This is a genomic window from Ruegeria sp. HKCCD4315 (assembly GCF_013112245.1).
Lineage (GTDB): Bacteria > Pseudomonadota > Alphaproteobacteria > Rhodobacterales > Rhodobacteraceae > Ruegeria.
Genome location: NZ_WVRN01000001.1, coordinates 1,019,865 through 1,040,787, shown reverse-complemented (window position 1 = coordinate 1,040,787; position 20,923 = coordinate 1,019,865). Strand labels below are relative to the sequence as shown.

The 20,923-nt window shown below is 57.3% G+C and carries 21 protein-coding genes; 15 read left to right on the top strand and 6 right to left on the bottom strand.

The window, feature by feature from the left end:
- Positions 1 to 161 precede the first annotated feature (161 nt).
- Genes GS646_RS05165 through selD form a run of 7 tightly spaced genes read left to right on the top strand, consistent with a single transcriptional unit; the run spans position 162 to position 8,256 of the window.
- On the top strand, positions 162 to 3,032 hold the full coding sequence (locus tag GS646_RS05165; protein ID WP_171647721.1) for a monovalent cation/H+ antiporter subunit A: 2,871 nt from the start codon (positions 162 to 164) through the stop codon (positions 3,030 to 3,032).
- A complete protein-coding gene (locus GS646_RS05160) occupies positions 3,032 to 3,391 on the top strand; it encodes a Na+/H+ antiporter subunit C (RefSeq protein ID WP_170751150.1) in 360 nt (119 codons plus the stop codon). The genes GS646_RS05165 and GS646_RS05160 overlap by 1 nt, the downstream gene beginning before the upstream one ends.
- The gene (locus GS646_RS05155) at positions 3,388 to 4,932 is read left to right on the top strand and encodes a monovalent cation/H+ antiporter subunit D (protein WP_171186170.1); all 1,545 of its coding nucleotides are present in this window, start codon (positions 3,388 to 3,390) and stop codon (positions 4,930 to 4,932) included. The genes GS646_RS05160 and GS646_RS05155 overlap by 4 nt, the downstream gene beginning before the upstream one ends.
- The gene (locus tag GS646_RS05150) at positions 4,932 to 5,429 is read left to right on the top strand and encodes a Na+/H+ antiporter subunit E (protein WP_171091225.1); all 498 of its coding nucleotides are present in this window, start codon (positions 4,932 to 4,934) and stop codon (positions 5,427 to 5,429) included. Before GS646_RS05155 ends, GS646_RS05150 begins: the two co-directional genes overlap by 1 nt.
- The gene (locus tag GS646_RS05145) at positions 5,426 to 5,698 is read left to right on the top strand and encodes a K+/H+ antiporter subunit F (RefSeq protein WP_174825372.1); all 273 of its coding nucleotides are present in this window, start codon (positions 5,426 to 5,428) and stop codon (positions 5,696 to 5,698) included. The genes GS646_RS05150 and GS646_RS05145 overlap by 4 nt, the downstream gene beginning before the upstream one ends.
- Positions 5,699 to 5,705: 7 nt before the next feature.
- Positions 5,706 to 6,092, top strand: a complete 387-nt coding sequence (locus GS646_RS05140; protein WP_171091048.1) for a Na+/H+ antiporter subunit G — start codon at positions 5,706 to 5,708, stop codon at positions 6,090 to 6,092.
- A gap of 4 nt (positions 6,093 to 6,096) precedes the next feature.
- A complete protein-coding gene (gene selD / locus GS646_RS05135; protein WP_171186172.1) occupies positions 6,097 to 8,256 on the top strand; it encodes a selenide, water dikinase SelD in 2,160 nt (719 codons plus the stop codon).
- On the opposite strand, the gene mnmH is transcribed toward selD, so the two are convergent.
- Both mnmH and GS646_RS05125 read right to left on the bottom strand, forming a co-directional pair.
- Positions 8,247 to 9,299: a tRNA 2-selenouridine(34) synthase MnmH gene (gene mnmH / locus GS646_RS05130; RefSeq protein ID WP_171186174.1), complete on the bottom strand. Its 1,053-nt coding sequence runs from the start codon at positions 9,297 to 9,299 to the stop codon at positions 8,247 to 8,249. The two genes, selD and mnmH, sit on opposite strands and share 10 nt — an antisense overlap.
- Before the next feature lie 47 nt (positions 9,300 to 9,346).
- Positions 9,347 to 10,012: an SOS response-associated peptidase gene (locus tag GS646_RS05125; protein WP_171186251.1), complete on the bottom strand. Its 666-nt coding sequence runs from the start codon at positions 10,010 to 10,012 to the stop codon at positions 9,347 to 9,349.
- Positions 10,013 to 10,066: 54 nt separating this feature from the next.
- Between GS646_RS05125 and GS646_RS05120 the strand changes: the two genes are divergently transcribed.
- Positions 10,067 to 11,719 (top strand): sulfotransferase, encoded by a 1,653-nt coding sequence (locus GS646_RS05120; RefSeq protein ID WP_171186176.1) that lies wholly within the window; start codon positions 10,067 to 10,069, stop codon positions 11,717 to 11,719.
- Between the two features lie 64 nt (positions 11,720 to 11,783).
- Here GS646_RS05120 and GS646_RS05115 read toward each other — a convergent pair whose 3' ends face one another.
- Positions 11,784 to 13,367 carry a bifunctional UDP-sugar hydrolase/5'-nucleotidase gene (locus tag GS646_RS05115; protein WP_171091055.1) on the bottom strand — a complete coding sequence of 528 codons (1,584 nt, stop codon included), beginning with the start codon at positions 13,365 to 13,367 and terminating at the stop codon, positions 11,784 to 11,786.
- A 107-nt stretch (positions 13,368 to 13,474) separates the two neighbouring features.
- On the opposite strand from GS646_RS05115, the gene GS646_RS05110 reads away from it, so the two are divergent.
- From GS646_RS05110 to arsC, 4 genes are read left to right on the top strand one after another with little or no spacing between them, the layout of a single operon-like run.
- Positions 13,475 to 13,813: a DUF952 domain-containing protein gene (locus GS646_RS05110; protein ID WP_171091057.1), complete on the top strand. Its 339-nt coding sequence runs from the start codon at positions 13,475 to 13,477 to the stop codon at positions 13,811 to 13,813.
- On the top strand, positions 13,810 to 14,241 hold the full coding sequence (locus tag GS646_RS05105; protein ID WP_171091059.1) for a DUF1330 domain-containing protein: 432 nt from the start codon (positions 13,810 to 13,812) through the stop codon (positions 14,239 to 14,241). Before GS646_RS05110 ends, GS646_RS05105 begins: the two co-directional genes overlap by 4 nt.
- Positions 14,238 to 15,296, top strand: a complete 1,059-nt coding sequence (locus GS646_RS05100) for a quinone-dependent dihydroorotate dehydrogenase (protein ID WP_171647723.1) — start codon at positions 14,238 to 14,240, stop codon at positions 15,294 to 15,296. The genes GS646_RS05105 and GS646_RS05100 overlap by 4 nt, the downstream gene beginning before the upstream one ends.
- Positions 15,293 to 15,634 (top strand): arsenate reductase (glutaredoxin), encoded by a 342-nt coding sequence (arsC, locus tag GS646_RS05095; protein ID WP_171177544.1) that lies wholly within the window; start codon positions 15,293 to 15,295, stop codon positions 15,632 to 15,634. The genes GS646_RS05100 and arsC overlap by 4 nt, the downstream gene beginning before the upstream one ends.
- Here arsC and GS646_RS05090 read toward each other — a convergent pair.
- The 3 genes from GS646_RS05090 to GS646_RS05080 are packed head-to-tail and all read right to left on the bottom strand — an operon-like array spanning position 15,631 to position 17,889.
- Positions 15,631 to 16,947: an MATE family efflux transporter gene (locus tag GS646_RS05090; protein ID WP_171647725.1), complete on the bottom strand. Its 1,317-nt coding sequence runs from the start codon at positions 16,945 to 16,947 to the stop codon at positions 15,631 to 15,633. The two genes, arsC and GS646_RS05090, sit on opposite strands and share 4 nt — an antisense overlap.
- A gap of 2 nt (positions 16,948 to 16,949) precedes the next feature.
- On the bottom strand, positions 16,950 to 17,468 hold the full coding sequence (locus GS646_RS05085; protein WP_171091068.1) for a PaaI family thioesterase: 519 nt from the start codon (positions 17,466 to 17,468) through the stop codon (positions 16,950 to 16,952).
- Between the two features lies 1 nt (position 17,469).
- The gene (locus tag GS646_RS05080; protein WP_171091070.1) at positions 17,470 to 17,889 is read right to left on the bottom strand and encodes a PaaI family thioesterase; all 420 of its coding nucleotides are present in this window, start codon (positions 17,887 to 17,889) and stop codon (positions 17,470 to 17,472) included.
- Between the two features lie 115 nt (positions 17,890 to 18,004).
- On the opposite strand from GS646_RS05080, the gene GS646_RS05075 reads away from it, so the two are divergent.
- The 3 genes from GS646_RS05075 to GS646_RS05065 all read left to right on the top strand — a co-directional run bounded on the left by GS646_RS05075 (position 18,005) and on the right by GS646_RS05065 (position 20,869).
- On the top strand, positions 18,005 to 18,373 hold the full coding sequence (locus GS646_RS05075) for a MerR family DNA-binding transcriptional regulator (protein WP_171186184.1): 369 nt from the start codon (positions 18,005 to 18,007) through the stop codon (positions 18,371 to 18,373).
- Between the two features lie 270 nt (positions 18,374 to 18,643).
- Positions 18,644 to 19,045, top strand: a complete 402-nt coding sequence (locus GS646_RS05070) for a MerR family DNA-binding transcriptional regulator (protein ID WP_171091075.1) — start codon at positions 18,644 to 18,646, stop codon at positions 19,043 to 19,045.
- A gap of 42 nt (positions 19,046 to 19,087) precedes the next feature.
- Positions 19,088 to 20,869, top strand: a complete 1,782-nt coding sequence (locus tag GS646_RS05065; protein ID WP_171186185.1) for an acyl-CoA dehydrogenase C-terminal domain-containing protein — start codon at positions 19,088 to 19,090, stop codon at positions 20,867 to 20,869.
- Positions 20,870 to 20,923 lie beyond the last annotated feature (54 nt).

The following is a 20,923-nucleotide window of genomic DNA, read 5'->3' as shown; positions in this document are numbered from 1 at the left end:
AACCCCTGAACAAGATCAAGATCGCGTCATTTTTTCGCAGAGCTGCAGTATAGTTGAGTGTTTCAGTAGAATTTTGTGAAGAAGTTACAATATCTGGACAGTCAAGAAAATATCCTTACAAAATTGGCTTCATCCTGACCGCTCAGACCGGAGTATCGCACTTGTCCCTATTCCTTATCGCGGCCCTTCCTTTCCTTGGTGCTGTGTTCCCTGCTCTTCTGATCCGTGCAGGCAGAAACGCGGCTGCATCCGCAGCGGCATTGACGACGTTTCTCGCCCTGATGGGGCTTTTGATCCACATCCCTTCGGTCATGCGCGGCGAAGTTGTTACTGCACGGTTCGATTGGATTCCGGGACTTGGTTTAAACGCGAACTTTATGCTGGACGGACTAGGGTTTTTGTTTGCCCTGCTGATTTTGGGCATCGGTCTGCTGATCATCCTGTACGCGCGGTTCTACCTCTCGCGCGAAGATCCGATGGGGCAGTTCTATACCTATCTGCTGCTGTTTCAGGGCGCGATGGTCGGGATCGTTCTGTCAGACAACATCCTGCTTTTGCTTATTTTCTGGGAGCTTACGTCACTCAGCTCATTCCTGCTGATCGGCTATTGGAAACACCTGCCCGAAGGTCGCCAAGGCGCGCGTATGGCGCTGGCCGTTACGGGTGGCGGCGGGTTGGCGATGATTGCCGGGATGCTGATCCTGGGAAACATCGTGGGGTCATATGATCTGAGCGTCATTCTGCAAAACAAAGAACTGATCCAGGCTTCGCCCTACTACCTGCCCGCGCTGATCCTGATCCTGTTGGGCGCCTTCACAAAATCGGCCCAGTTCCCGTTCCATTTCTGGTTGCCGCACGCGATGGCGGCACCCACGCCGGTTTCGGCCTATCTGCACTCAGCCACAATGGTTAAAGCCGGTCTGTTTCTGATGGCGCGGATGTGGCCGGTTTTGGCCGGGACGGATGCATGGTTCTATATTGTCGCCACCACTGGTCTGGTGACCATGCTGTTGGGCGCGGTGATTGCTCTGTTCAAGGATGACTTAAAGGCGCTGCTTGCGTTTTCGACCGTTTCTCATCTGGGCCTGATCACCATGCTGCTGGGTTTTGGCACCAAGTTCGCAGCTGTCGCCGCCGTGTTTCACATCATCAACCACGCGACCTTCAAAGCCGCCCTATTCATGACCGCCGGGATCGTTGACCATGAAACCGGCACCCGTGACGTCAAGCGATTGGGCGGATTGCGGCATCTGATGCCGATCACCTTTACAATCGGCACCATCGCGGCCCTGTCGATGGCGGGCCTGCCGCCGCTAAATGGGTTCCTGTCGAAAGAGATGATGCTGGAGGAGACCGTCCACACGACATGGCTGAACTCGCATTATCTGGTGCCGGGATTGGCCTTGCTGGCATCGCTGTTTTCTGCAGCCTATTCCTTCCGTTTCGTGAGCCACGTGTTCCTCGGCCCGCAGCGCGACGACTACCCTGCGCATCCGCATGATCCACCCGTCGGTCTGTGGATTGCACCAGCCTTCCTGGTCGTGCTGGTCATTCTGATCGGCCTCTATTCGGCTGCGATCGTCGGCCCCTTGGTCGTCGTGGTGTCCAGCGCGGTGATCGGCGGAGAAAAGCTGCCCTACTACTCGCTGAAGCTGTGGCACGGTTTTGTGCCGGCACTGTACATGTCGATTGTCGCGACGCTGGGTGGCCTGTTCCTGCTGTCGATGCACAAACGCGGTGAGCAGCTATGGAACGCCCTGCCCCGCCCTGAGGCGAAGGTCATTTTCGAAGCGATCATCAACGCCTTCACCCGCCTCAGCCAATGGATCACGGATGAGCTGCACAACGGTGTCCTCAGCCGCTACGCGATCATCTTCGTCGCCTTTACCGTCGGTCTGGGCTACTACGCCTATTCGACAGGAACGATTGGCGTTGAAACACGTGTTCCGCTGCCTGCGCAGATCATCCCGATCATCGGCTGGATTTGTCTGGTTGGCGCGACCTTGGGGATCATGTGGTTCCACCGCAACCGTTTGTTGTCGCTTGTCCTGATCGGCGTCGTCGGCCTGATCGTGTCGGTCGCCTTCAACTATCTGTCTGCACCGGATCTGGCTCTGACCCAGATCTCGGTCGAGGTGGTGACAATGATCCTGCTGCTTCTGTCGCTGAACTTCCTGCCCACGGAAACGCCGTGGGACAGTTCAGCCGCACGACGGTGGCGAGATGCTGCGATTTCTGTTGTCGCGGGTATCGGGACCGGAGCGCTGATTTACGCGATCATGCTGCGGGACTTTGCCTTCCCGACAATCTCGGACTTCCATCTGGCGAATTCGTACAAGGGCGGTGGTGGCACCAACGTGGTGAACGTTATTCTGGTCGACTTCCGGGGCTTTGATACCTTTGGCGAGATCATCGTTCTGGGCATCGCGGCTCTGATCATCTTTGCCTTGACCGAAGCGGTTCTGAGCACGAATGTGCGCGGCTATCTTCTGAACCGAAAACCGCATTGGCCGCAATCGGGGGATTCTCATCCGCTGATGATGGTGGTTGCGACGCGTGTGATGATGCCCATCGCCCTGATGGTTGGCGCCTACATTTTCTTCCGGGGTCACAACCAACCCGGCGGCGGTTTCATCGCTGGTCTTGTCGTCGCAATTGCCTTTCTGATGCAATACATGGCCAGCGGATATACGTGGGCCATCGAACGACAAAGGTTCTACTATCACGGCACCATCGGCTGGGGTGTTCTGATTGCAGCCGCGACCGGCCTGGGGGCCTGGTTCAACGAACGTCCCTTCCTGACCAGCGATTTCGGTTACATCAACTGGCCACCGCTGGAAGAGTTCGAATGGGCCACGGCCATGCTGTTTGACGTGGGCGTTTTCCTCGCCGTTCTTGGGGCGGTGATGCTCGCGCTGGACAGCCTGTCGCGCTTTGCGTGGCGGCCGGGTATGGCGCAGGAATTCCCAATGGATATCAACCCACTGCGGGATGCCCCTCAAGACGAAGATAAAGAGAAGGAGCAGGCCTGATGGAAGCGCTCGTAGCCTCTGCCGTAGGCATTATGACCGCCGCCGGGATTTTCCTGATCCTGCGTCGCCGGACATTCCCAGTCATTCTTGGCCTGTCCCTGATCACCTACGCGGTGAACGTCTTCTTGTTTGCCACCGGGCGCCTCGCGCTGAATGCGCCAGCCGTTCTGAACAAATACGAAGACGTGCCCTATACCGACCCGCTGCCACAGGCGCTGGTGCTGACAGCCATCGTGATCTCGTTCGGGATGACGGCCGTGATCGTGATGATTGCCCTTTCGGCCTACCTGTCTTCAAAGGATGACCATATAGACATGAGCCCGCAGGACAGCGTGGACGCCCCGGGAGAAGACGCATGAACCACTGGATCGTTGCGCCGATCGTCCTTCCCGCGATCCTGGCCCCGTTCATCATCATGGTCCTGCGGTATCATCTGGACCTGCAGCGCATCTTCTCGGTCGCCGGTGTCATTGCCCTGCTGGGCATTGCCCTGACCATCACCGCGCAAGCGTCAGGTGGTGAAATTCTGGTCTACGAGTTGGGCAATTGGCCTGCACCTTTCGGTATTGTCATGGTGTTGGATCGGCTCTCAGCCATGATGGTTCTGCTGACCGCGCTGCTGGCCTTACCCATTGTGCTTTATGCCATAGCGTCGGGCTGGGACGAGCGCGGGAAACATTTCCACGCACTGCTCCATTTCCAGCTTATGGGCGTTTGCGGAGCTTTCCTGACCGGCGACGCGTTCAACCTGTTTGTGTTCTTCGAAGTTCTGCTGATCGCCTCCTACGGGCTGATGACCCATGGCGGCGGTTCGGTTCGATTGAAATCGGGCGTGCAGTATGTGGCTTACAACCTCTTGGGCTCGACCCTGTTTCTGTTTGCCTTGGGGACAATCTATGGCGTCACCGGTACGCTGAACATGGCAGACATCGCTGTGCGCGTTGCCGAAATCCCCGCCGAGGACACCGCCCTTTTGCGGGTTGGCGCAGTGCTTCTATTGCTGGTCTTCTGCATTAAAGCTGCGGTTTTGCCGCTGCATTTCTGGCTTCCTGCCAGCTACGCCAATGCGCCATTACCCGTGGCTGCCTTGTTCGCCATCATGACCAAAGTTGGTGCTTACTCGATCATTCGCATGTATACGCTGGCCTTCGGACCCGAGGTCGAAGCGACGCAAGGTTTGGTGGGCGATTGGCTGCAACCTGCCGCGCTTTTGACCTTGGCCGTTGGGGCCGTCGGCATATTGGGATCACAGCACATAGCCCGCATGGTGGCATTTTGCGCCATCGCTTCGATGGGTACGCTGCTGATCGCAATCTCGCAATTCACGCCAGATGCGACGGCGGCTGCACTCTACTACGTGTTCCACTCGACGCTTGCGACTGCGCTGTTATTCCTGGTGGCGGATCTGGTGATGGAACGTCGCGGCGGTGCCATCGCACCCACAACACCGATGCCACAGAGCGGCCTGATCTCGGCCCTGTTCTTTGTCGGAGCCATCGCAATGGCAGGTATGCCCCCGCTTTCGGGCTTCATCGGCAAACTGCTGGTTCTGGACGCGTCCCGCGATGCATCGGATGCAACAGCGGTCTGGGCTGTTATTCTGATCGGATCTTTTGTCACCATCGTTGGGCTGGCGCGCGCGGGAACGTTGATCTTCTGGAAAAGCCACGACACGCAGGTCGTCACCATCGAAGAGCCTGTCCAGGGCGAAGAGGTCCCAGCACCGGTCGCCCCAGAACCGCAACTCGGCCTTGCGATCACAGCCGTGTTTGGACTGGTGGCGGGTTTGATCCTGCTGACCCTGTTTGCAGGTCCGGCCCTTGAATACACAAGCAAGACCGCAGCTCAGCTGTTTGCGCCCGAAAACTACATCTCTGCCGTATTGGGAAGGGAAGAATGATGAAACTGCTACACCGGATTTTTCCGCACCCTCATCTGACTTTTCTTCTGACGCTCGTCTGGGTGCTGCTGGCCAATAACGGGTCTTTGAACTCTTTGGTGTTTGGTCTGATTTTGGGGATCATCATCCCCTTTATTACGCAGCCCTACTGGCCGGATCGTCCCAAGCTGCGCAATTGGCCGATGGTGGCAGAGTACATGCTGGTCGTGCTTTGGGACATTGTGATTGCAAACATCACCGTTGCCCGAATTATCCTGTTCAAACGCGATGCCGACCGCCAACCCAACTGGGTCTGTGTCCCGTTGGAACTGCGCACGCCAGAGGCGATCACCGTTCTGGCGGGCACCATAACCATGACCCCAGGCACCGTCAGCTGCGATCTGTCGGCGCAAGGGCATAACCTTTTGGTGCATTGTCTTGACGCCCCCAACCCTGAAGAGGTGCGCGATCAGATCAAGCAGCGTTATGAGCGCAGGCTGAAGGAGATTTTCGAATGATTTTGGAATATGCCATCTTGTTTGCCTTTGCCTGCTTCGGAGCCGCCATCATGATGTGCCTTTGGCGGATCATCACCGCAGACGGCGTTGGTACCCGCGTTCTTGCGCTGGATACGATGGTGATCAACACCATCGCCCTGATGATCCTGTATGGTCTGGATCAGGGCACCGAAATCTTTTTCGAAGCTGCCATGATCATTGCCATGCTCGGCTTCGTCTCAACTGTGGCTTACGCGCGCTTCATGTTGCGCGGCAACATTATCGAGTGAGGGCGGCATGACATTACTCGTCGAAATTCTGATCGCCGTTTTCCTGATCATGTCGGGCATCTTCGGTTTTGTCGGTTCCTTCGGCATGATCAAGCTAAAAGACCCTATGTCCCGCCTGCACGCGCCGACCAAGGCGACGACGTTGGGCGTGGGCGGTGTGCTTCTGGCCTCGATCACGCATTCCGTCCTGCTGGAAGGCAAACTGTCATTGCATGAGCTTCTGATCACGCTTTTCTTGTTCCTGACGGCACCGATCACGGCCCTGTTCATTGCCAAATGGCACATTCATCGTCATGAAAAGCCCAGCGATTTGCCGGATGCGGGTGAGGATGAGCTTTGGGCCACTCACGCGGTCGAGCAGGTCGAGGACGTCCCGGACCATAGCGCGAATTAACCCAATGCACTCACCTCCGCTACCTTTAACCCGCGATCTGGTTCTTGTTGGCGGAGGTCACACCCATGCGTTGCTTTTGCGGAAATGGGGGATGAACCCCCTGCCCGGGGCACGGGTGACAGTGATCAACCCCGGTCCAACCGCGCCATATTCCGGGATGCTACCCGGATTTGTCGCCGGACATTATGATCGCCGGGAATTGGACATTGATCTGGTGAAACTCGCGCGCTTCGCAGGCGCTCGTGTCATTCTGGGTGCGGTTGAGGGGATCGATACCGACGCACATCAGGTGCATGTTCCCGGACACCCGCCGGTCGGGTTTGATGTGGCGTCGGTCAATGTCGGGATCACTTCGGACATGCCCGCTCTGCCGGGCTTTGCCGAACATGCCATTCCAGCCAAACCTCTGGGCCGATTTGCTGCGCGGTGGGCTGACTACCTTAATCACGATGGCCCTGCGTCAGTCGCGGTGATCGGCGGGGGCGTTGCCGGGGCCGAATTGGTCATGGCCATGGCCCATGCTCTCAAAGCAAAGGGGCGCGCGGCGCGGATCACGCTGATCGATAATGCCTCGATCCTGACGGCCACCAAACCCAAGGCGGCGGCCACGATCCGCCGCGCCATGCAGGATCTGGGTGTGGACGTCATCGAAAACGCAGTGATCACCCGGATCGACGCGGATCGCGTGGAACTGAAGGACGGCCGCGCAATACCTGCAGATTTCGTCACCGGAGCCGCCGGGGCGCGCCCTTATGACTGGATCGCACATACCGGGCTGGATCTGCAGGACGGGTACATCCGGGTGAACGGCCATCTTCAATCCAGCGACCCCGCTGTTTTTGCAGCCGGAGATTGCGCCCACCTGTCGGATAATCCGCGCCCCAAGGCAGGCGTTTACGCGGTGCGCGAAGCGCCCGTTCTTTTTGATAATCTGCGTGCCGCGCTGGGGGCGGGACGGATTCGCAGGTATGTCCCGCAGAAGGATTACCTCAAACTGATTTCTTTGGGCGGCAAATCCGCGCTTGGTGAACGTTTGGGGACATCCTTCAGCGGTCCGATCATGTGGAAATGGAAGAACCACATTGACCAAACCTTCATGAATAGGTTTCGAAACCTGCCGCAGATGAAGCTTCCAGCATTACCACGCGACCGGGCCTTTGGGCTGGATGAGACGCTTGGGGAAAAACTAATGTGCGGAGGATGCGGGGCCAAAGTCGGGCGCGACGCGTTGCAGACCGCTCTGAAATTGCAACCCGCGCCTGTCCGATCAGACATCACCCCCCTGCCCGGCGATGATGCGGCTTTGTTACAGGCGGGTGGCGTTCAGCAAGTCATGACCTCGGATCACCTGCGGGCTTTCACCAATGATCCCGCCCTTATGGCGCGCATTGCTGCTGTGCACGCCTTGGGGGATATCTGGGCCATGGGAGCAACGCCTCAGGCCGCAACGGCGACGATCATCCTGCCTCGTATGTCCGCCAGTCTTCAAGGCCGCACCATGGCAGAAATCATGGCAGTCGCAGGCAAGGTGATGAAAGAGGCCGGGGCCGAGATCGTGGGTGGGCACAGTTCCATGGGCGACGAGATGACCATCGGCTTTACGATAACCGGCCTTTGTGAAACGCCTCCTGTAACATTGGCGGGTGGGCAACCGGGGGACCGTCTGATCCTGACCAAGCCCTTGGGCAGCGGCGTTATGATGGCTGCGGAAATGGCCGGTCTAGCGGACGGAGCCTGGGTCGCAGCGGCCTACCAGCAGATGACCCAACCGCAGGGAGAGGCGGCACGTATTATGGCCAAAGCCCATGCGATGACGGATGTGACCGGGTTTGGATTAGCCGGACACCTGCAAGGTATCTGCGACGCCTCAGGCTGCGGTGCCGTGCTTGATCTGGACGCGATTGAGGTGATGGATGGTGCGCTGGAGCTGTCTGAACAAGGTATGCGGTCAACGATCTTTGCCGACAACCGGGCTATTGCCATGGGCCTGCCCGCCGAAGGCAAAGCCGCTTTGTTGTTCGATCCGCAAACGGCTGGGGGTTTGCTGGCGGCTGTCGATGCGGCAGCGGCCGATGCACTGATTCAGGACTTGAAGGCCGCAGGGTACCCCGCCGTAATCATTGGCGAATTGACTGATACTCCGGGCATGCGCCTTCAAAGCTGATTCAACAGGCTTTCGATTTGAGACGCTGCCGTTGCAAGGCCGTCATCGTCCAATGTCGCAATGTTGATGTTGGCCAGTACCTGTACGGACCGCGACCGCCGTGATTTGGTGTAGGCCGGATCATAGTGCTGTTCCATCAACGCCTGTGTCAGCGCGTGTTTTTCATCCGCATCGATCAGGTGCATCCACCCATCGACAACGTCATGTCCGCGATGAAAACGCAGCGGAGAAAGCCGATCCCGCAAACGATCACTGTCAGACAGGATGTCGTCATAGGCCCTCACCAGATAGGCGGCGCGCGCTTCAATCGGTGCTGTGATTTGCACCCTGGGGGCCGCGCATAGCGCGGTCCAAAGGCTGGGCGGCAGGATCAGACTGCCGATTTTCGAAGATTCCGCTTCGACCACAACAGGGCGCGCTGGATCCATTGCGCACAGCGCGCTGGACAATGCCGATTCAAACGCCTTTTGCGCGGGCTGTCCGCCTGGCCTTTCCCCCAGCAAAGATCCCCGGTGATTGGCCAATGCCTCAAGGTCCAGAACCTGAACGCCACACCTTTGCAACAGAGCCAACAGATCCGTCTTGGCCGTTCCGGTATAGCCATCCAGGGCGATCAATCGATGCGGTAGTGGATCGTCGTACAAATACGCATTCACCAACCGGCGGTACGTGCGATAGCCGCCTTCGACCACGTCAGCGCGCCAACCGATTTGCTGCAACATCCAGGTGAACGAACCAGAACGTTGACCACCGCGCCAGCAATAGACCAATGGTCTCCAACTACCCGCGTGATGGCTGAGGCGCTGTTCGATGTGATTGGCCGCATTGCGGAACACAAGCGCGGCCCCCAGTTTGCGCGCCAAAAACGGGCTTTCCTGAACATAGATGGTCCCAACCCGAGCGCGCTCTTCGTTGTTCAGAACCGGTAGATTTATAGCACCCGGCAAATGATCCTCGGCATACTCGGCCGGGCTGCGCACGTCGATAACCGTATCAAAGTTGTGCGCGTGAAGCTTGGTCAGATCAGGGAATTTCAAAGCCATACCAGTGGTCTAGCTTGCCGAGTTTCGAAAGAAAAGGTCATGCGCCCTTAGCCGTCGAAAGGTTCAATCAGTTCGGGTCCGCTGGCCCGGTTGGAATTCACCGTCGGGTCGACGCGGTGGTAGGCCAGCACGCCCTCGTCACCCGGCTGCATCAACCGTGCGGCACCTTTCCCCGACTCGCCCAGCCACAATGGCCAGTCTTCAGGCTCAAGGATCAAGGGCATCCGGTGGTGTATTGTCTTGAGATTTTCATTTGCACCTGTGGTCACGATAGCGCAGGTGCCTTGTCGGCTTTCCTGTGGTCCCCAATCCTGCCAGACGCCCGCGAAGGCAATCGGGGCTCCATCCTTGCGATGGATGTACCACGGCAGTCGGGTGCCCTGATCGGTTTTCGTCCATTCGTAGAACCCGGTGGCCGCGATCAGGCAGCGGCGCGACCGGCAGGCTTCACGAAAGGCTGGTTTTTTCGCCAAAGTCTCGGACCGCGCATTGATCAACAACGGGCCAGCCGTTTCAGATTTGTACCAGTGTGGCAGAAATCCCCAACGCAAACCGTCCAGATGGCGGCCTGTTTCACCGCTGCGCACCACATGTACCTGATTTGTCGGACAAACATTAAAGTTTGGAACTGCTGGCAGCGTATTTGCCGGCCGTGCAGAAAACAGCTGCGCCATGGCGTCATTGGGAAGAGTTATTGCAAACCGTCCACACATGGGTAATGAACCATCGATACATTCTTGATACAGGCGCAGGATCTTACGGGTCACATGAAAAACCAAACGACTCAATCCCTCAAGAGCAAAGCGATTTCCCTTCTGGAAGCAGAAAAGTTGCCACAGGCTTTGAAAAAGGCGCAGCTAGGCGTCAAGAAATTCCCCAAGGACTCGGACTTTCACGCCATCGCCGGTTTTGTTCTGACCGAGATGAAACAATACAAGAAATCCATTCCGCATTTCGTCGAAGCCTCGCGGATGAAACCGGATGATCCGCAATTCGTGGAAAACCTCGCCAACGCTCTGATGCAGATCGGCCAGTTTCCCAAAGCGCTGGAATACACCGAACAAAAATTGGAACAGTTCCCCAACAACAAGGAACTGAACCGAGTTCTGGATGAGATACACCTCAAAGGTACATCGTGGCGTTCGATCATTGAACACGCAACCAACAAGCTGGCCAATGACCCCGACAATGCTGATTTGTTGACCAAGCGGGCCCGAGCCTATTCCAAGATTGGATTTGTCGATGAAAACTCCCGTGATATTGCGCGTGCCTATGAACTGGACCCGAACAATATTAAGATCTCCTTCCAGAAATCCGTAAATCTGCACCAAAGCGGCGATAAAGAAGCATCTACCGAGATTCTACACCGTATCCTTGAGGAAAATCCTGAGCACGCCCCGACATTGCTGCAATTGTCGACAATGGTCGGCAAGGAGGATGCGGTGAACCTGATGGACGCAGTTGAGATCGCTATCGCCAGTAACGAGAACGTGCTGGTGGAGCTTGAGTTCGCCAAAGCGCATCTGATTTCCCAAACCGATGGTCTGGAAGCGGCGCTGTCGCAATTTGCTTACGCCAATGCGATTCAGCACGACGGCAATCCATATAACTTTGCTGCAGAAGAGAAAAAACTTCGCAATATCACAAGCCTGTTCCCGCTCGGCGAAGACATTCAAACCTCTGACAACAACGATTCACCGGTACCGATCTTTGTACTTGGGCAGCCGCGGTCTGGTACCACACTGATGGAAATGATGCTTAGTTCTGCGCCACATATTGCTGGGTGTGGCGAGTTAATGCTGGGCGCGGACTTATCCCAAGACTTCGAGAACGGTAAAAACGCTTTCACCGCCGCGAAGGCAACCGAATTTGCGCAGGAATTCCGTAAGCTAATGCCGCCAATCCCCGCGGATTCGGTCGCCTTTGTCGACAAGATGCCCCACAATTTTCAGCGAGTGGGGTTCCTGCTGGCCGCGTTCCCAAATGCCAAGATAATCAACATGCTGCGAGATCCCCGCGATGTCGGCTTGTCCAAGTGGATTCGCCGCTTTCCTGCAGGCGGGATGCGCTATGCGTCAAATCTGCGGTCGATTGCTCATTCGGCGAACTTGTACCGCCAGTACATGGCGCATTGGCAGTCCGTGTTTGGCGAAAACATCCTGACCATTCCTTATGAGAAGCTGGTGGCCGACCCGGAGACCTACAGCAAACAGGTCGCCGCGTTTTGCGGCATTGAATGGAGCGAGGCCATGATGCGACCCGAGCAAAACACCAAACAGGTCAGAACAGCTAGCATCGATCAGGTTCGCAATAAAATCTCAACCAAATCCATTGGTGGATGGCAGAGCGTCTCCGAACATTTGCGCCCTATGCTGGACGACTTGGACCCATCGCTTTGGCCGGAATACGATTTCAGCTGACAGGCCGTGAAACAGAAAAAGCCGCATCACCCGGATGCGGCTTTCTTGTTTCAGGTGGCAGAATTTACTTCTGCTTGATACGCCCGTCCAGATAGGGCTGATACGGCGCGTTTTCCGCTAGATATTCGGCTGTGACATCGGCCAGATCGGGGCCGAAGTCATAGGCATTCTTGTCGTCACCTTCGAACATCGAATAACCATCGCCACCGTTGCGCACATAGTTGTTGGTCACAACAAGGTAAGTCTTGTTCGGATCAATCGGAACAAATCCGTCACCTTCGGCCACCATGACTTCGCTGATGCGGCCTTCGTTCGGGGCCACGCTAGGATCCCAGGTAAAGCTCAGGCCCGCAACTTGCGGAAAGCGGCCTTTTACCTCTTCAACCTGACTGACTCCATTTTCCAACGCGTCGATGACGGTCTGGCCGGTGATCTCAAAAGTGGACAGCGTGTTCTGGAACGGCAGAACCGTCAGCACTTCGCCCATGGTTACATCACCCTCGTCGATAGACGCACGCAGGCCACCTGAGTTGGCAATTGCAATCTGCGCCCCCTGATCGGCGACACGGGCCAGCATCGCGTCGGCCACAAGGTTACCCATTTCACATTCCTGCACACGGCAGATCGACCTGTCGCCCTGAATTGCTGCGCCTGAGTTTGCAACAACGCGTTGCTTCATCTCTTCAATCGGCGCACCCATTTCGGCCACGCGGGCAGCGATGTCAGCGTCAGGCGTGACCGAGGCGTCCAGAAGAATGGGTTCGCCCTCGGCTGCAATCAGATTGCCGTCGTCGTCAAAGGTCAGGGTGATCTCGCCCAGGTATTTTGAATACGCGTAAGCCTGAACCACCGGCACGTCACCAACCATCATCGGATACGACCCGGCCGCGCCCTCCTGCGTGTTCGACAACAGAGTATGCGAATGACCACCGACCACCAGATCGAGGCCCGGAACCTGCGCTGCGATCTCAAGATCCTTGGCCAGACCCACATGGTTCAAGGCGATGATGATGTTGACGCCTTCATCCTGCAGTGCCGCCACATCCGCCTTCAGGCTTTCGATCTCGTCCTGAAACACAACGTCCTTGCCGGGGCTGGACGTCTCAACCGTATCCGTGGCGAGCGCCGAGATGATACCGACTTTCTGGCCGCCGATATCAAGCACAACATGGTTTTCAACCTTGCCGTTCAGCTCGGCCGACGATGACAGGTCCAGATTGCCTGAAATCACCGGGAAGCTGACCGTTTCAATGAACGATGCCAAACCTTCAGGGCCGTCGTCGAATTCGTGGTTCCCCACGGCCATGACGTCATAGCCGATCGCTTCCATAAACTCGGCTTCTGCTGCGCCCTTGTAAGTGGTGTAGAACAACGACCCTTGGAAAGGATCGCCTGCGTCCAGCAGCAGAACATTCTGATCCGCCAGCGCATCACGACGGGAATCAACGATCGTCTTGAGGCGCGCAACCCCGCCAAAACATTTGCCTTCCGCTTCATCCTCAGCGTCGCAAGTTGAGTCGTATTTATTGATCGACTCGATGCGGCTGTGAATGTCGTTGGTGTGCAGAATGGTTAACTTATATTCGGCCGCCGCCATACCGGCAGTTAGGCCAAGAATTGCAGCAGACGCCAAGAATCGGGTCAACATACTGAATCTCCCTGTTTATATTTTCAAAGATCGTGCGCTTATGGAGAGCGAGAGTCAAAGAGGAAATCCGGCTTGATTCCGAACGCCGCGCGGGGCATCAGATCGATATGCTGATTTACAAAATTTTCCGGGCCGATGAATGGGCCGCCCTGCAAGACAAGGGCGCAACAGATGGCGCCCCAATTGATGTCACCGATGGCTTTGTCCATTTTTCAACGGCTGAACAAGCTGCTGAGACGGCGGCGAAACACTTCGCAGGTGTGGATGATCTGACGTTACTGGCCTGTAATGCCGACGCCATGGGCGACGATCTGAAATGGGAAGTTTCTCGGGACGGTGCCCTGTTCCCGCATCTCTATCGCCAGATCCGGCTTGGCGACGTTGTCTGGTCGCGCCCTCTGCCATTTGACGGTGCTGTGCACCAGTTCCCCGAGGACATGGAATGACATCCTTTATCGACCCGGATCGGGATCAGTTCGAAGCATTCAAAGCGCTGGATCGCAATCAGCCGATCGAAATGCTCAATCTGGTTAAATTCCGGGCCGTAGCACAGTATCCCGCGTCGCATGAATTGGCAGGCGCGGGGCTGACAGGTGCAGAAGCCTATCAGAAATACGGTGCTGAAACCGCCCCGATTATTGCGCGTATCGGGGCAAGTATTTTGTGGCGTGGGGTGTTTGAAACAACTCTCATCGGACCGGTTGATGAGGTCTGGGATGCCGTCTTTATCGCCCGCTATCCGACCGCGCACGCGTTCCTTGAAATGGTGACAGACCCAGTGTACCGGGCCGCGGTCATCCACCGTCAGGCTGCAGTCGAAACCTCGCGCCTGATCCGGTGTGGATCCGGGGAAAGCGGAAAGGCCTTCGGATGAAGCTGATTGAAAAACTGGGGCTGAGCGCCCTGCACCGCATGGATCCCGAAGCTGCGCATGGCATGTCGATCATGGCGTTGAAGTCCGGGCTGACACCCGCGCCGGGACCGGTGACGACACCGCGCCTGAAAACCAAAGTGGCGGGGTTGGATCTGCCCAACCCAGTCGGTCTGGCCGCTGGTTTTGACAAAAATGGCGAGGTTCTCGCCCCCCTATCACGCGCCGGGTTTGGCTTTATCGAGGTGGGCGCCGTCACGCCCCTTCCGCAGCCGGGAAACCCCAAACCACGCCTGTTTCGTCTGACCGAGGACAAGGCAGCCATCAACCGCTTTGGTTTCAACAACGAAGGCATGGAGGTGATGGCCAAACGGCTGGCAGAGCGCCCCAAAGACGCAGTGATCGGCCTGAACCTTGGGGCCAATAAAGACAGCGAAGACCGCGCTGGTGATTTTGCGAAAGTTCTGGCCCATTGCGCGGCACATCTGGATTTTGCCACCGTAAACGTATCGTCACCGAACACGGAAAAACTGCGCGATTTGCAGGGCAAGGCCGCGCTGACCGCGCTGTTGAATGGTGTGATCGAAACACGCCATGCTCTGCCCCGCCCGCTTCCGATCTTTCTGAAAATTGCGCCTGATCTGACTGAACCGGAATTGCAGGACATTGCTGAGGTCGCTCGCGAAACCCGCGTGGATGCGGTGATTGCCACCAACACCACCCTGTCGCGCGACGGGTTGCTTAGCGCGCATAAAGGGGAAACCGGAGGATTGTCTGGCGCGCCTTTGTTCGAAAAATCCACCCGTGTGCTGGCGAAGCTGAGCCAGTTGACCGATGGAGCAATCCCGCTGATCGGCGTCGGCGGCATCAGCAATGCCGAGCAAGCTTACGCCAAGATCTGCGCCGGGGCGTCTGCTGTACAGTTCTATACCGCCATGGTTTACGGTGGGATCTCACTTGCTGCTGATATCGCGCATGGGCTAGATCAATTGCTGGCGCGTGATGGCTATGACAGCGTTGCCGAGGCCGTGGGCAGCAAACGAGAGGACTGGCTGTGATCGAATACTGGCATAACCCCCGCTGTTCCAAATCCCGCGCCGGACTGGCGCTTTTGGAAGAAAAGGGTGCGCAGATCACATTGCGAAAATACCTTGAAGATGTGCCCTCGGCCGATGCGTTGCGGGCCGCTCAGAAAGCACTGGGACTGCCTGTAATTGACATGGTGCGTACCGGCGAAAAGCGGTTCAAGGAATTGGGGCTGGCAAAAACCGCATCGGATGACGAGCTGATCCGCGCCATGGCCGAGAACCCCATTCTGATCGAACGGCCTCTGGCCATTGCCGCTGACAAAGCTGCCATCGGGCGTCCGCCGGAGAACCTGTTGGCTTTGCTTTAGGCCACTTGCGCTTCAAGCTTGGGATAGCGCCAGCCCATCGTCGCACCCCGCGCGATGTTCAGAACCATCAGTGCGGCCCAAAGGCCGTGATTGCCAAAGCTCGGTACCAGAACGAACAGAGCGACCACATAGATCGCTACGGATTGAATCATTGCGTTGCGCATGGCGCGGGTCCAAGTGGCACCAATGTAGATGCCATCAAACATCCAACTGGCCACACCGACAACTGGCGCTAACGCCGCCCAAAACAAGTAGTCACGGCTGGCCAAACGCACCTCGGGCGAGGTTGACATCAGATCAATCAGGGACGGGCCAGCCAGGAAGAACACAGCCCCCAGTAATATGGCTCCACCAAGCCCCCATTGCGATGCCATGATACTGGCGCGCCGCAGTTGATATCGGTCCCGCGCACCAACCGCACTGCCGACCAACGCCTCGGCTGAAAAGGCGAACCCGTCCAGGGCAAAGGCTGTGATCTCAAGGAATTGCAGCAGAACCTGATTGGCGGCCAGGTTCACGTCGCCCAGATCCGCGCCCACGAAAAGGAAGGTCGTAAACGAGCCCGTCAAAAGGACCGATCGGATCATGATGTCACCGTTGACCTGCATCATTCGGCGTAGGCGCGCAGCATCGAAAATCCTGGCCCGGTCGCGCCAGATTTTACCTTCGAATCCATCCCGACACAGCCAAAGGCCCAGCGCCAAACCGGTCCACTCGGCGATCAGGGTGGCCACAGCGACGCCCTCCACGCCCCACCCCAGCCCCAGAACAAACCACAGGTCCAGAACGATATTCAGCCCGTTCATCCAAATTTGCAGAACGAAAACGCCACGCGTCCGTTCAACCGCGATCAGCCATCCGGTCACGGCATACAAAGCAATGGTGGCCGGAGCACCCCAAATACGAATCTCGAGATAGGCGCGCGTCAATGCCTCAACCTCGGGGCTGGCAGGTGACAGGGCAAATGCCCCGGCAAAGACCGCTGCTTGCGCAAGAACAAAGAACACACCGGCCGCTGCACCCAACATCAAGCCCCGGATCAGCAAAGCACGGGTTTCCACCACGTCACCTGCCCCGCGCGCTTGGGCAGCCAAACCGGTCGTGCCCATGCGTAGAAAACCGAATATCCAATAGATCGAAGCCAGTATAACCGCGCCCATACCCACGGCACCGATAGGTGCGGCCTGCCCCATTTGACCGACTACGCCCGTGTCTACCGCGCCAAGAATGGGCACGGTCGCGTTCGACAGCACGATCGGGACTGCGATCTTCAGCACCCGTCTGTGCGTGATGGGCGCCGACGCGTCCTGCATCGTCAGCTCTTGTCTCTGGGGGGTTGAGGCATCAGGAAATGCCCTGATGCCTGCGCAAACAGTTTCGCATGATTGTCCTGCCAGGCTTCCACCCGGACCGAAGCATAACGCCGCCCCGACCTGCTGACAAAAGCCCTTGCGTAAGCATCACGCGGCAGGCCCGAGCGCAGGTAATCAACGGTAAAGTCGATTGTCTTGGGAAAGCGGATGTCCGGGTCGGTCACGATGGCCTCACCATCGATCTCACCACTCTCGATGCGCGGGAACATGTGTTCCCAACTGAGAGTGATGACAGCGGTCACTTCGAGAAAGGCGGCCGTGACGCCGCCGTGAATCGCAGGCAAAAACGGGTTGCCGATCAGTTTGTCGTCGAAATTCAACACACCGGTCAGTTCATCCCCACGCCGGTCGAAGTTGATATCGAGAAAGCGGATATAGGGTACGCCATCAACCAGCGCGCGCAATGCCGCATCGCGCCGTTGTTTGACCACCTGCATCGGTTCAGGCCGCGGTCTTGCCATGTTACTTCCCCTCAACCGTAAAGGACCCGGCAGCGGTTGCCACAGGCAGGTCTGTGTCATTGTCAACGGCAGTCGCCCGCACAAACGCCACGTTCCGCGTGATGTGATAGCAGGTCGCGCGTGCCGTGATTGTCTGACCCGGCGTTGCCGCGCGCATATAGTCGATCCGCAAGTCTATGGTTGCAGTCCCCCCGGGTGCCGATGGGTGGCTCATCACCGCAGCACCGCAGCACGTATCCAAAATGGTCGAGATTGCCCCGCCGTGGATCACGCCGGTGCGCGGGTCTCCGATCAGATCTTCGTTGTATGGCAGCGTGATCTCTGCTTCGCCCTCGCCAATATGGGTCAGCGTCAGGTTCAGGGCCCGCGCATGAGGGATCGCCTCGATAAATTGGCGGGCTAGTACTGTCTTGTCGACCATTGGCATTTGTCCTGTTCTCGTCCCTTCCTTTATGAGCCGCTGTTTCGGCAAAGGGCAAGCCCACCTGTTGCGCTTGGGATCGGGACCGCCTAGGTTGCTGGCAAGGAGACTAGGAATGTCCAACAACCGTTTGTCATTCAAAGAGATGTGCGCCGAGTTCGATGTAACACCGCGCACCCTGCGCTATTACGAATACATCGAACTTCTGCAACCAGATCGCGAAGGCCGGTCCCGATTTTACGGCGCGCGGGAATGCGCCCGGATGAAGTTGATCATGCGTGGCCGCAAGTTTGGATTCCCGCTGGAAGAGATTCGCCAATGGCTTTTGATCTATGAGGATCAGGGCAACGAAGCTCAAATGGCTACTTTTGTTGAGATGGCGGACCGCCAAATGAGCGAGCTTGAGCAGCAACGCGAGCAACTTGACGAAGCCATGGACGAACTGAAGCGCCTGCGCGACCAAACAGCAAAGTCCCTGAAGTAGGTCTTCCTTCGCTTCGGAATTCTTTCCTGTACACTCTGTCTTGCGACACACCTCACGCGTGTGCGCACAGCTTTTTTGCACGCAAAAGCTGGGGCTCAGGCTTGACCTTAGGGCAAGAAAATTACGCGAAAGCCCGTTTACGCGTTTGGATGTTACGTCAACTTTGAAGTGACGCAGCGTCTGAATTACGTAAACGTCACTCACGTGTTGTAAAGCTCAAAGCAACTGCGCAACTCATGTCTCATGACGCCAGTGACGAGAGTATGACGAATGACCGAAGATGTGATGACAATCCGCGAGATGTGCGAGACTTACGATGTCACGCCACGCACTTTGCGGTTCTACGAGGCCAAGGAACTTTTGTTCCCGATCCGCGAAGGCCAAAAACGTCTGTTCACCAAACGTGACCGGGCGCGGCTGAAACTGATCCTGCGCGGGAAACGCTTTGGCTTCAGCCTGGAAGAGATCCGACAACTTCTGGATCTGTACCATGTGGGCGACCAGCAGGTCACTCAGATGACCCGCACATATGAAATCGCGTTGGAACGTCTGGCGGACATGGAAGAACGCCGCCGCGAGCTGACGCAAGCCATCGACGATCTGAAAGAGCAGTTGCGCTGGGGCGAGAAAGTCATCGCCTCGATGAAACAGGAAAAGAAGGCGGCCGAGTAACCTCGCCCCGCCATCCGGACATATGAATTAAGGGAGCTTCACATGCCCGTTTACAACGCGCCAACCAAAGACACGCAGTTCATCCTGCACGACGTTCTGAAAATCTCTCAGTCGGATATTCCCGGCTATAGCGAACTGGAAGCCGAGTTTACCGGCGCGGTTCTGGAAGAGGCTGGCAAGGTAGCCACCAACGTCCTGCATCCGTTGAATGTCGTAGGGGACACCGAAGGGTGCCGGTTGGAAAACGGTATTGTGTACACTCCTACCGGTTTCAAAGACGCCTTCGAGCAGATGAAAGAAGGTGGCTGGACTGGCCTCGACATGCCGGAAGAGTATGGCGGCCAGAACATGCCCTATGTACTGGGCACCGCCGTGGGCGAGATGTTCTCGGGGTCTAACCAGGCATTTACCATGTACCAGGGTCTGACGCATGGCGCGGCCTCTGCGATTCTGGCGCACGGGACTGACGAGCAAAAGAACAAGTACCTGCCGAACATGGTCAGCTGTGAATGGACCGGGACCATGAACCTGACCGAGCCGCATTGCGGCACCGATCTGGGCCTGATGCGCACCAAAGCGGAACCGCAGGGCGATGGCAGCTATAAGATTTCTGGCCAGAAGATCTTTATCTCGTCCGGTGATCACGACATGGCCGACAACATCATCCACCTGGTGCTGGCCAAGATCCCCGGTGGCCCTGATGGCATCAAGGGCGTGTCGCTGTTCATCGTGCCGAAGTACATCGTCAACGAAGACGGCACACCGGGTGAGCGCAACGGCGTCTCGGTCGGCAAGATCGAAGAGAAAATGGGCATCCACGGCAACTCGACCTGCGTCATGAACTATGACGAGGCCACCGGTTGGCTTTTGGGCGAAGAACACAAAGGCATGCGCGCCATGTTCACCATGATGAACGAAGCGCGTCTTGGTGTGGGGATGCAAGGTCTGGCACAGGCCGAGGCCGCGTTCCAAAACGCTCTGGAATATGCCAAGGACCGCCTTCAGGGCCGCGATGTGACCGGCGTGAAGAACCCGGACGGCCCTGCCGATCCATTGATCGTACACCCTGACATCCGCCGCAACCTGATGGATCAGAAAAGTTTTACCGAGGGCGCGCGCGCGTTCATCCTTTGGGGCGCGACGATGCTCGACAAGTCGCATCGCTCGGGTGACAAAGACGCGGATGGTCTGATCTCGCTGCTGACGCCGGTCATCAAGGGTTTCCTGACGGATCAGGGCTATGACATGACCGTGCAGGCGCAACAGGTTTATGGCGGCCATGGCTACATCGAAGAATGGGGCATGTCGCAATACACCCGCGACGCCCGTATCGCGATGATCTACGAAGGCGCAAATGGCGTTCAGGCGCTTGACCTTGTTGGCCGGAAACTGGCGCAGGACGGTGGCAAGCACGTCATGGCGTTCTTTGAGATGGTCAAAACCTTCTGCAAGGAAAACGGCGGCAAGGACGAAGCGTATGACAAGGCGTTCATCGAGCCGCTGAAAGCCGCGTCAAAAGATCTGCAGGCAGCTGGCATGTACTTCATGCAGGAAGGCATGAAGAACCCGAACAACGCGCTGTCTGGTTCGTACGACTTTATGCACATGTTCGGCCATGTTTGCCTGGGCCTGATGTGGGCGCAGATGGCGAGAGCGGCACAAGATGCTCTGGACGGTGGTGCATCGGACAAAGAGTTCTACGAGACCAAGATCAACACCGGCCGCTTCTACATGGCACGCCGCTTGCCCGCGACCAGGATGCATCTGGCGCGCATCCAGACGGGTGCGGACACGGTAATGGCACTGGACGCGGCGAACTTCTGATCTCAGTGTGGGTTCGGGCAACCCTGCCCGGACCCAGACCACCGGAGGACCCAA

Excerpts from the sequence above, each read along its gene's own strand:
- GS646_RS05105 (WP_171091059.1), top strand. The coding sequence starts at position 13,810 with ATGACATCCTTTATCGACCCGGATCGGGATCAGTTCGAAGCATTCAAA.
- GS646_RS05110 (WP_171091057.1), top strand. The coding sequence starts at position 13,475 with ATGCTGATTTACAAAATTTTCCGGGCCGATGAATGGGCCGCCCTGCAA.
- GS646_RS05125 (WP_171186251.1), bottom strand. The coding sequence starts at position 10,012 with ATGTGTGGACGGTTTGCAATAACTCTTCCCAATGACGCCATGGCGCAG.
- GS646_RS05115 (WP_171091055.1), bottom strand. The coding sequence starts at position 13,367 with ATGTTGACCCGATTCTTGGCGTCTGCTGCAATTCTTGGCCTAACTGCC.
- GS646_RS05155 (WP_171186170.1), top strand. The coding sequence starts at position 3,388 with ATGAACCACTGGATCGTTGCGCCGATCGTCCTTCCCGCGATCCTGGCC.
- GS646_RS05080 (WP_171091070.1), bottom strand. The coding sequence starts at position 17,889 with ATGGTCGACAAGACAGTACTAGCCCGCCAATTTATCGAGGCGATCCCT.
- GS646_RS05100 (WP_171647723.1), top strand. The coding sequence starts at position 14,238 with ATGAAGCTGATTGAAAAACTGGGGCTGAGCGCCCTGCACCGCATGGAT.
- GS646_RS05065 (WP_171186185.1), top strand. The coding sequence starts at position 19,088 with ATGCCCGTTTACAACGCGCCAACCAAAGACACGCAGTTCATCCTGCAC.
- GS646_RS05070 (WP_171091075.1), top strand. The coding sequence starts at position 18,644 with ATGACCGAAGATGTGATGACAATCCGCGAGATGTGCGAGACTTACGAT.
- GS646_RS05090 (WP_171647725.1), bottom strand. The coding sequence starts at position 16,947 with ATGCAGGACGCGTCGGCGCCCATCACGCACAGACGGGTGCTGAAGATC.
- GS646_RS05075 (WP_171186184.1), top strand. The coding sequence starts at position 18,005 with ATGTCCAACAACCGTTTGTCATTCAAAGAGATGTGCGCCGAGTTCGAT.
- selD (WP_171186172.1), top strand. The coding sequence starts at position 6,097 with ATGCACTCACCTCCGCTACCTTTAACCCGCGATCTGGTTCTTGTTGGC.
- GS646_RS05160 (WP_170751150.1), top strand. The coding sequence starts at position 3,032 with ATGGAAGCGCTCGTAGCCTCTGCCGTAGGCATTATGACCGCCGCCGGG.
- GS646_RS05085 (WP_171091068.1), bottom strand. The coding sequence starts at position 17,468 with ATGGCAAGACCGCGGCCTGAACCGATGCAGGTGGTCAAACAACGGCGC.
- GS646_RS05145 (WP_174825372.1), top strand. The coding sequence starts at position 5,426 with ATGATTTTGGAATATGCCATCTTGTTTGCCTTTGCCTGCTTCGGAGCC.
- GS646_RS05150 (WP_171091225.1), top strand. The coding sequence starts at position 4,932 with ATGAAACTGCTACACCGGATTTTTCCGCACCCTCATCTGACTTTTCTT.
- GS646_RS05120 (WP_171186176.1), top strand. The coding sequence starts at position 10,067 with ATGAAAAACCAAACGACTCAATCCCTCAAGAGCAAAGCGATTTCCCTT.
- GS646_RS05140 (WP_171091048.1), top strand. The coding sequence starts at position 5,706 with ATGACATTACTCGTCGAAATTCTGATCGCCGTTTTCCTGATCATGTCG.
- mnmH (WP_171186174.1), bottom strand. The coding sequence starts at position 9,299 with ATGGCTTTGAAATTCCCTGATCTGACCAAGCTTCACGCGCACAACTTT.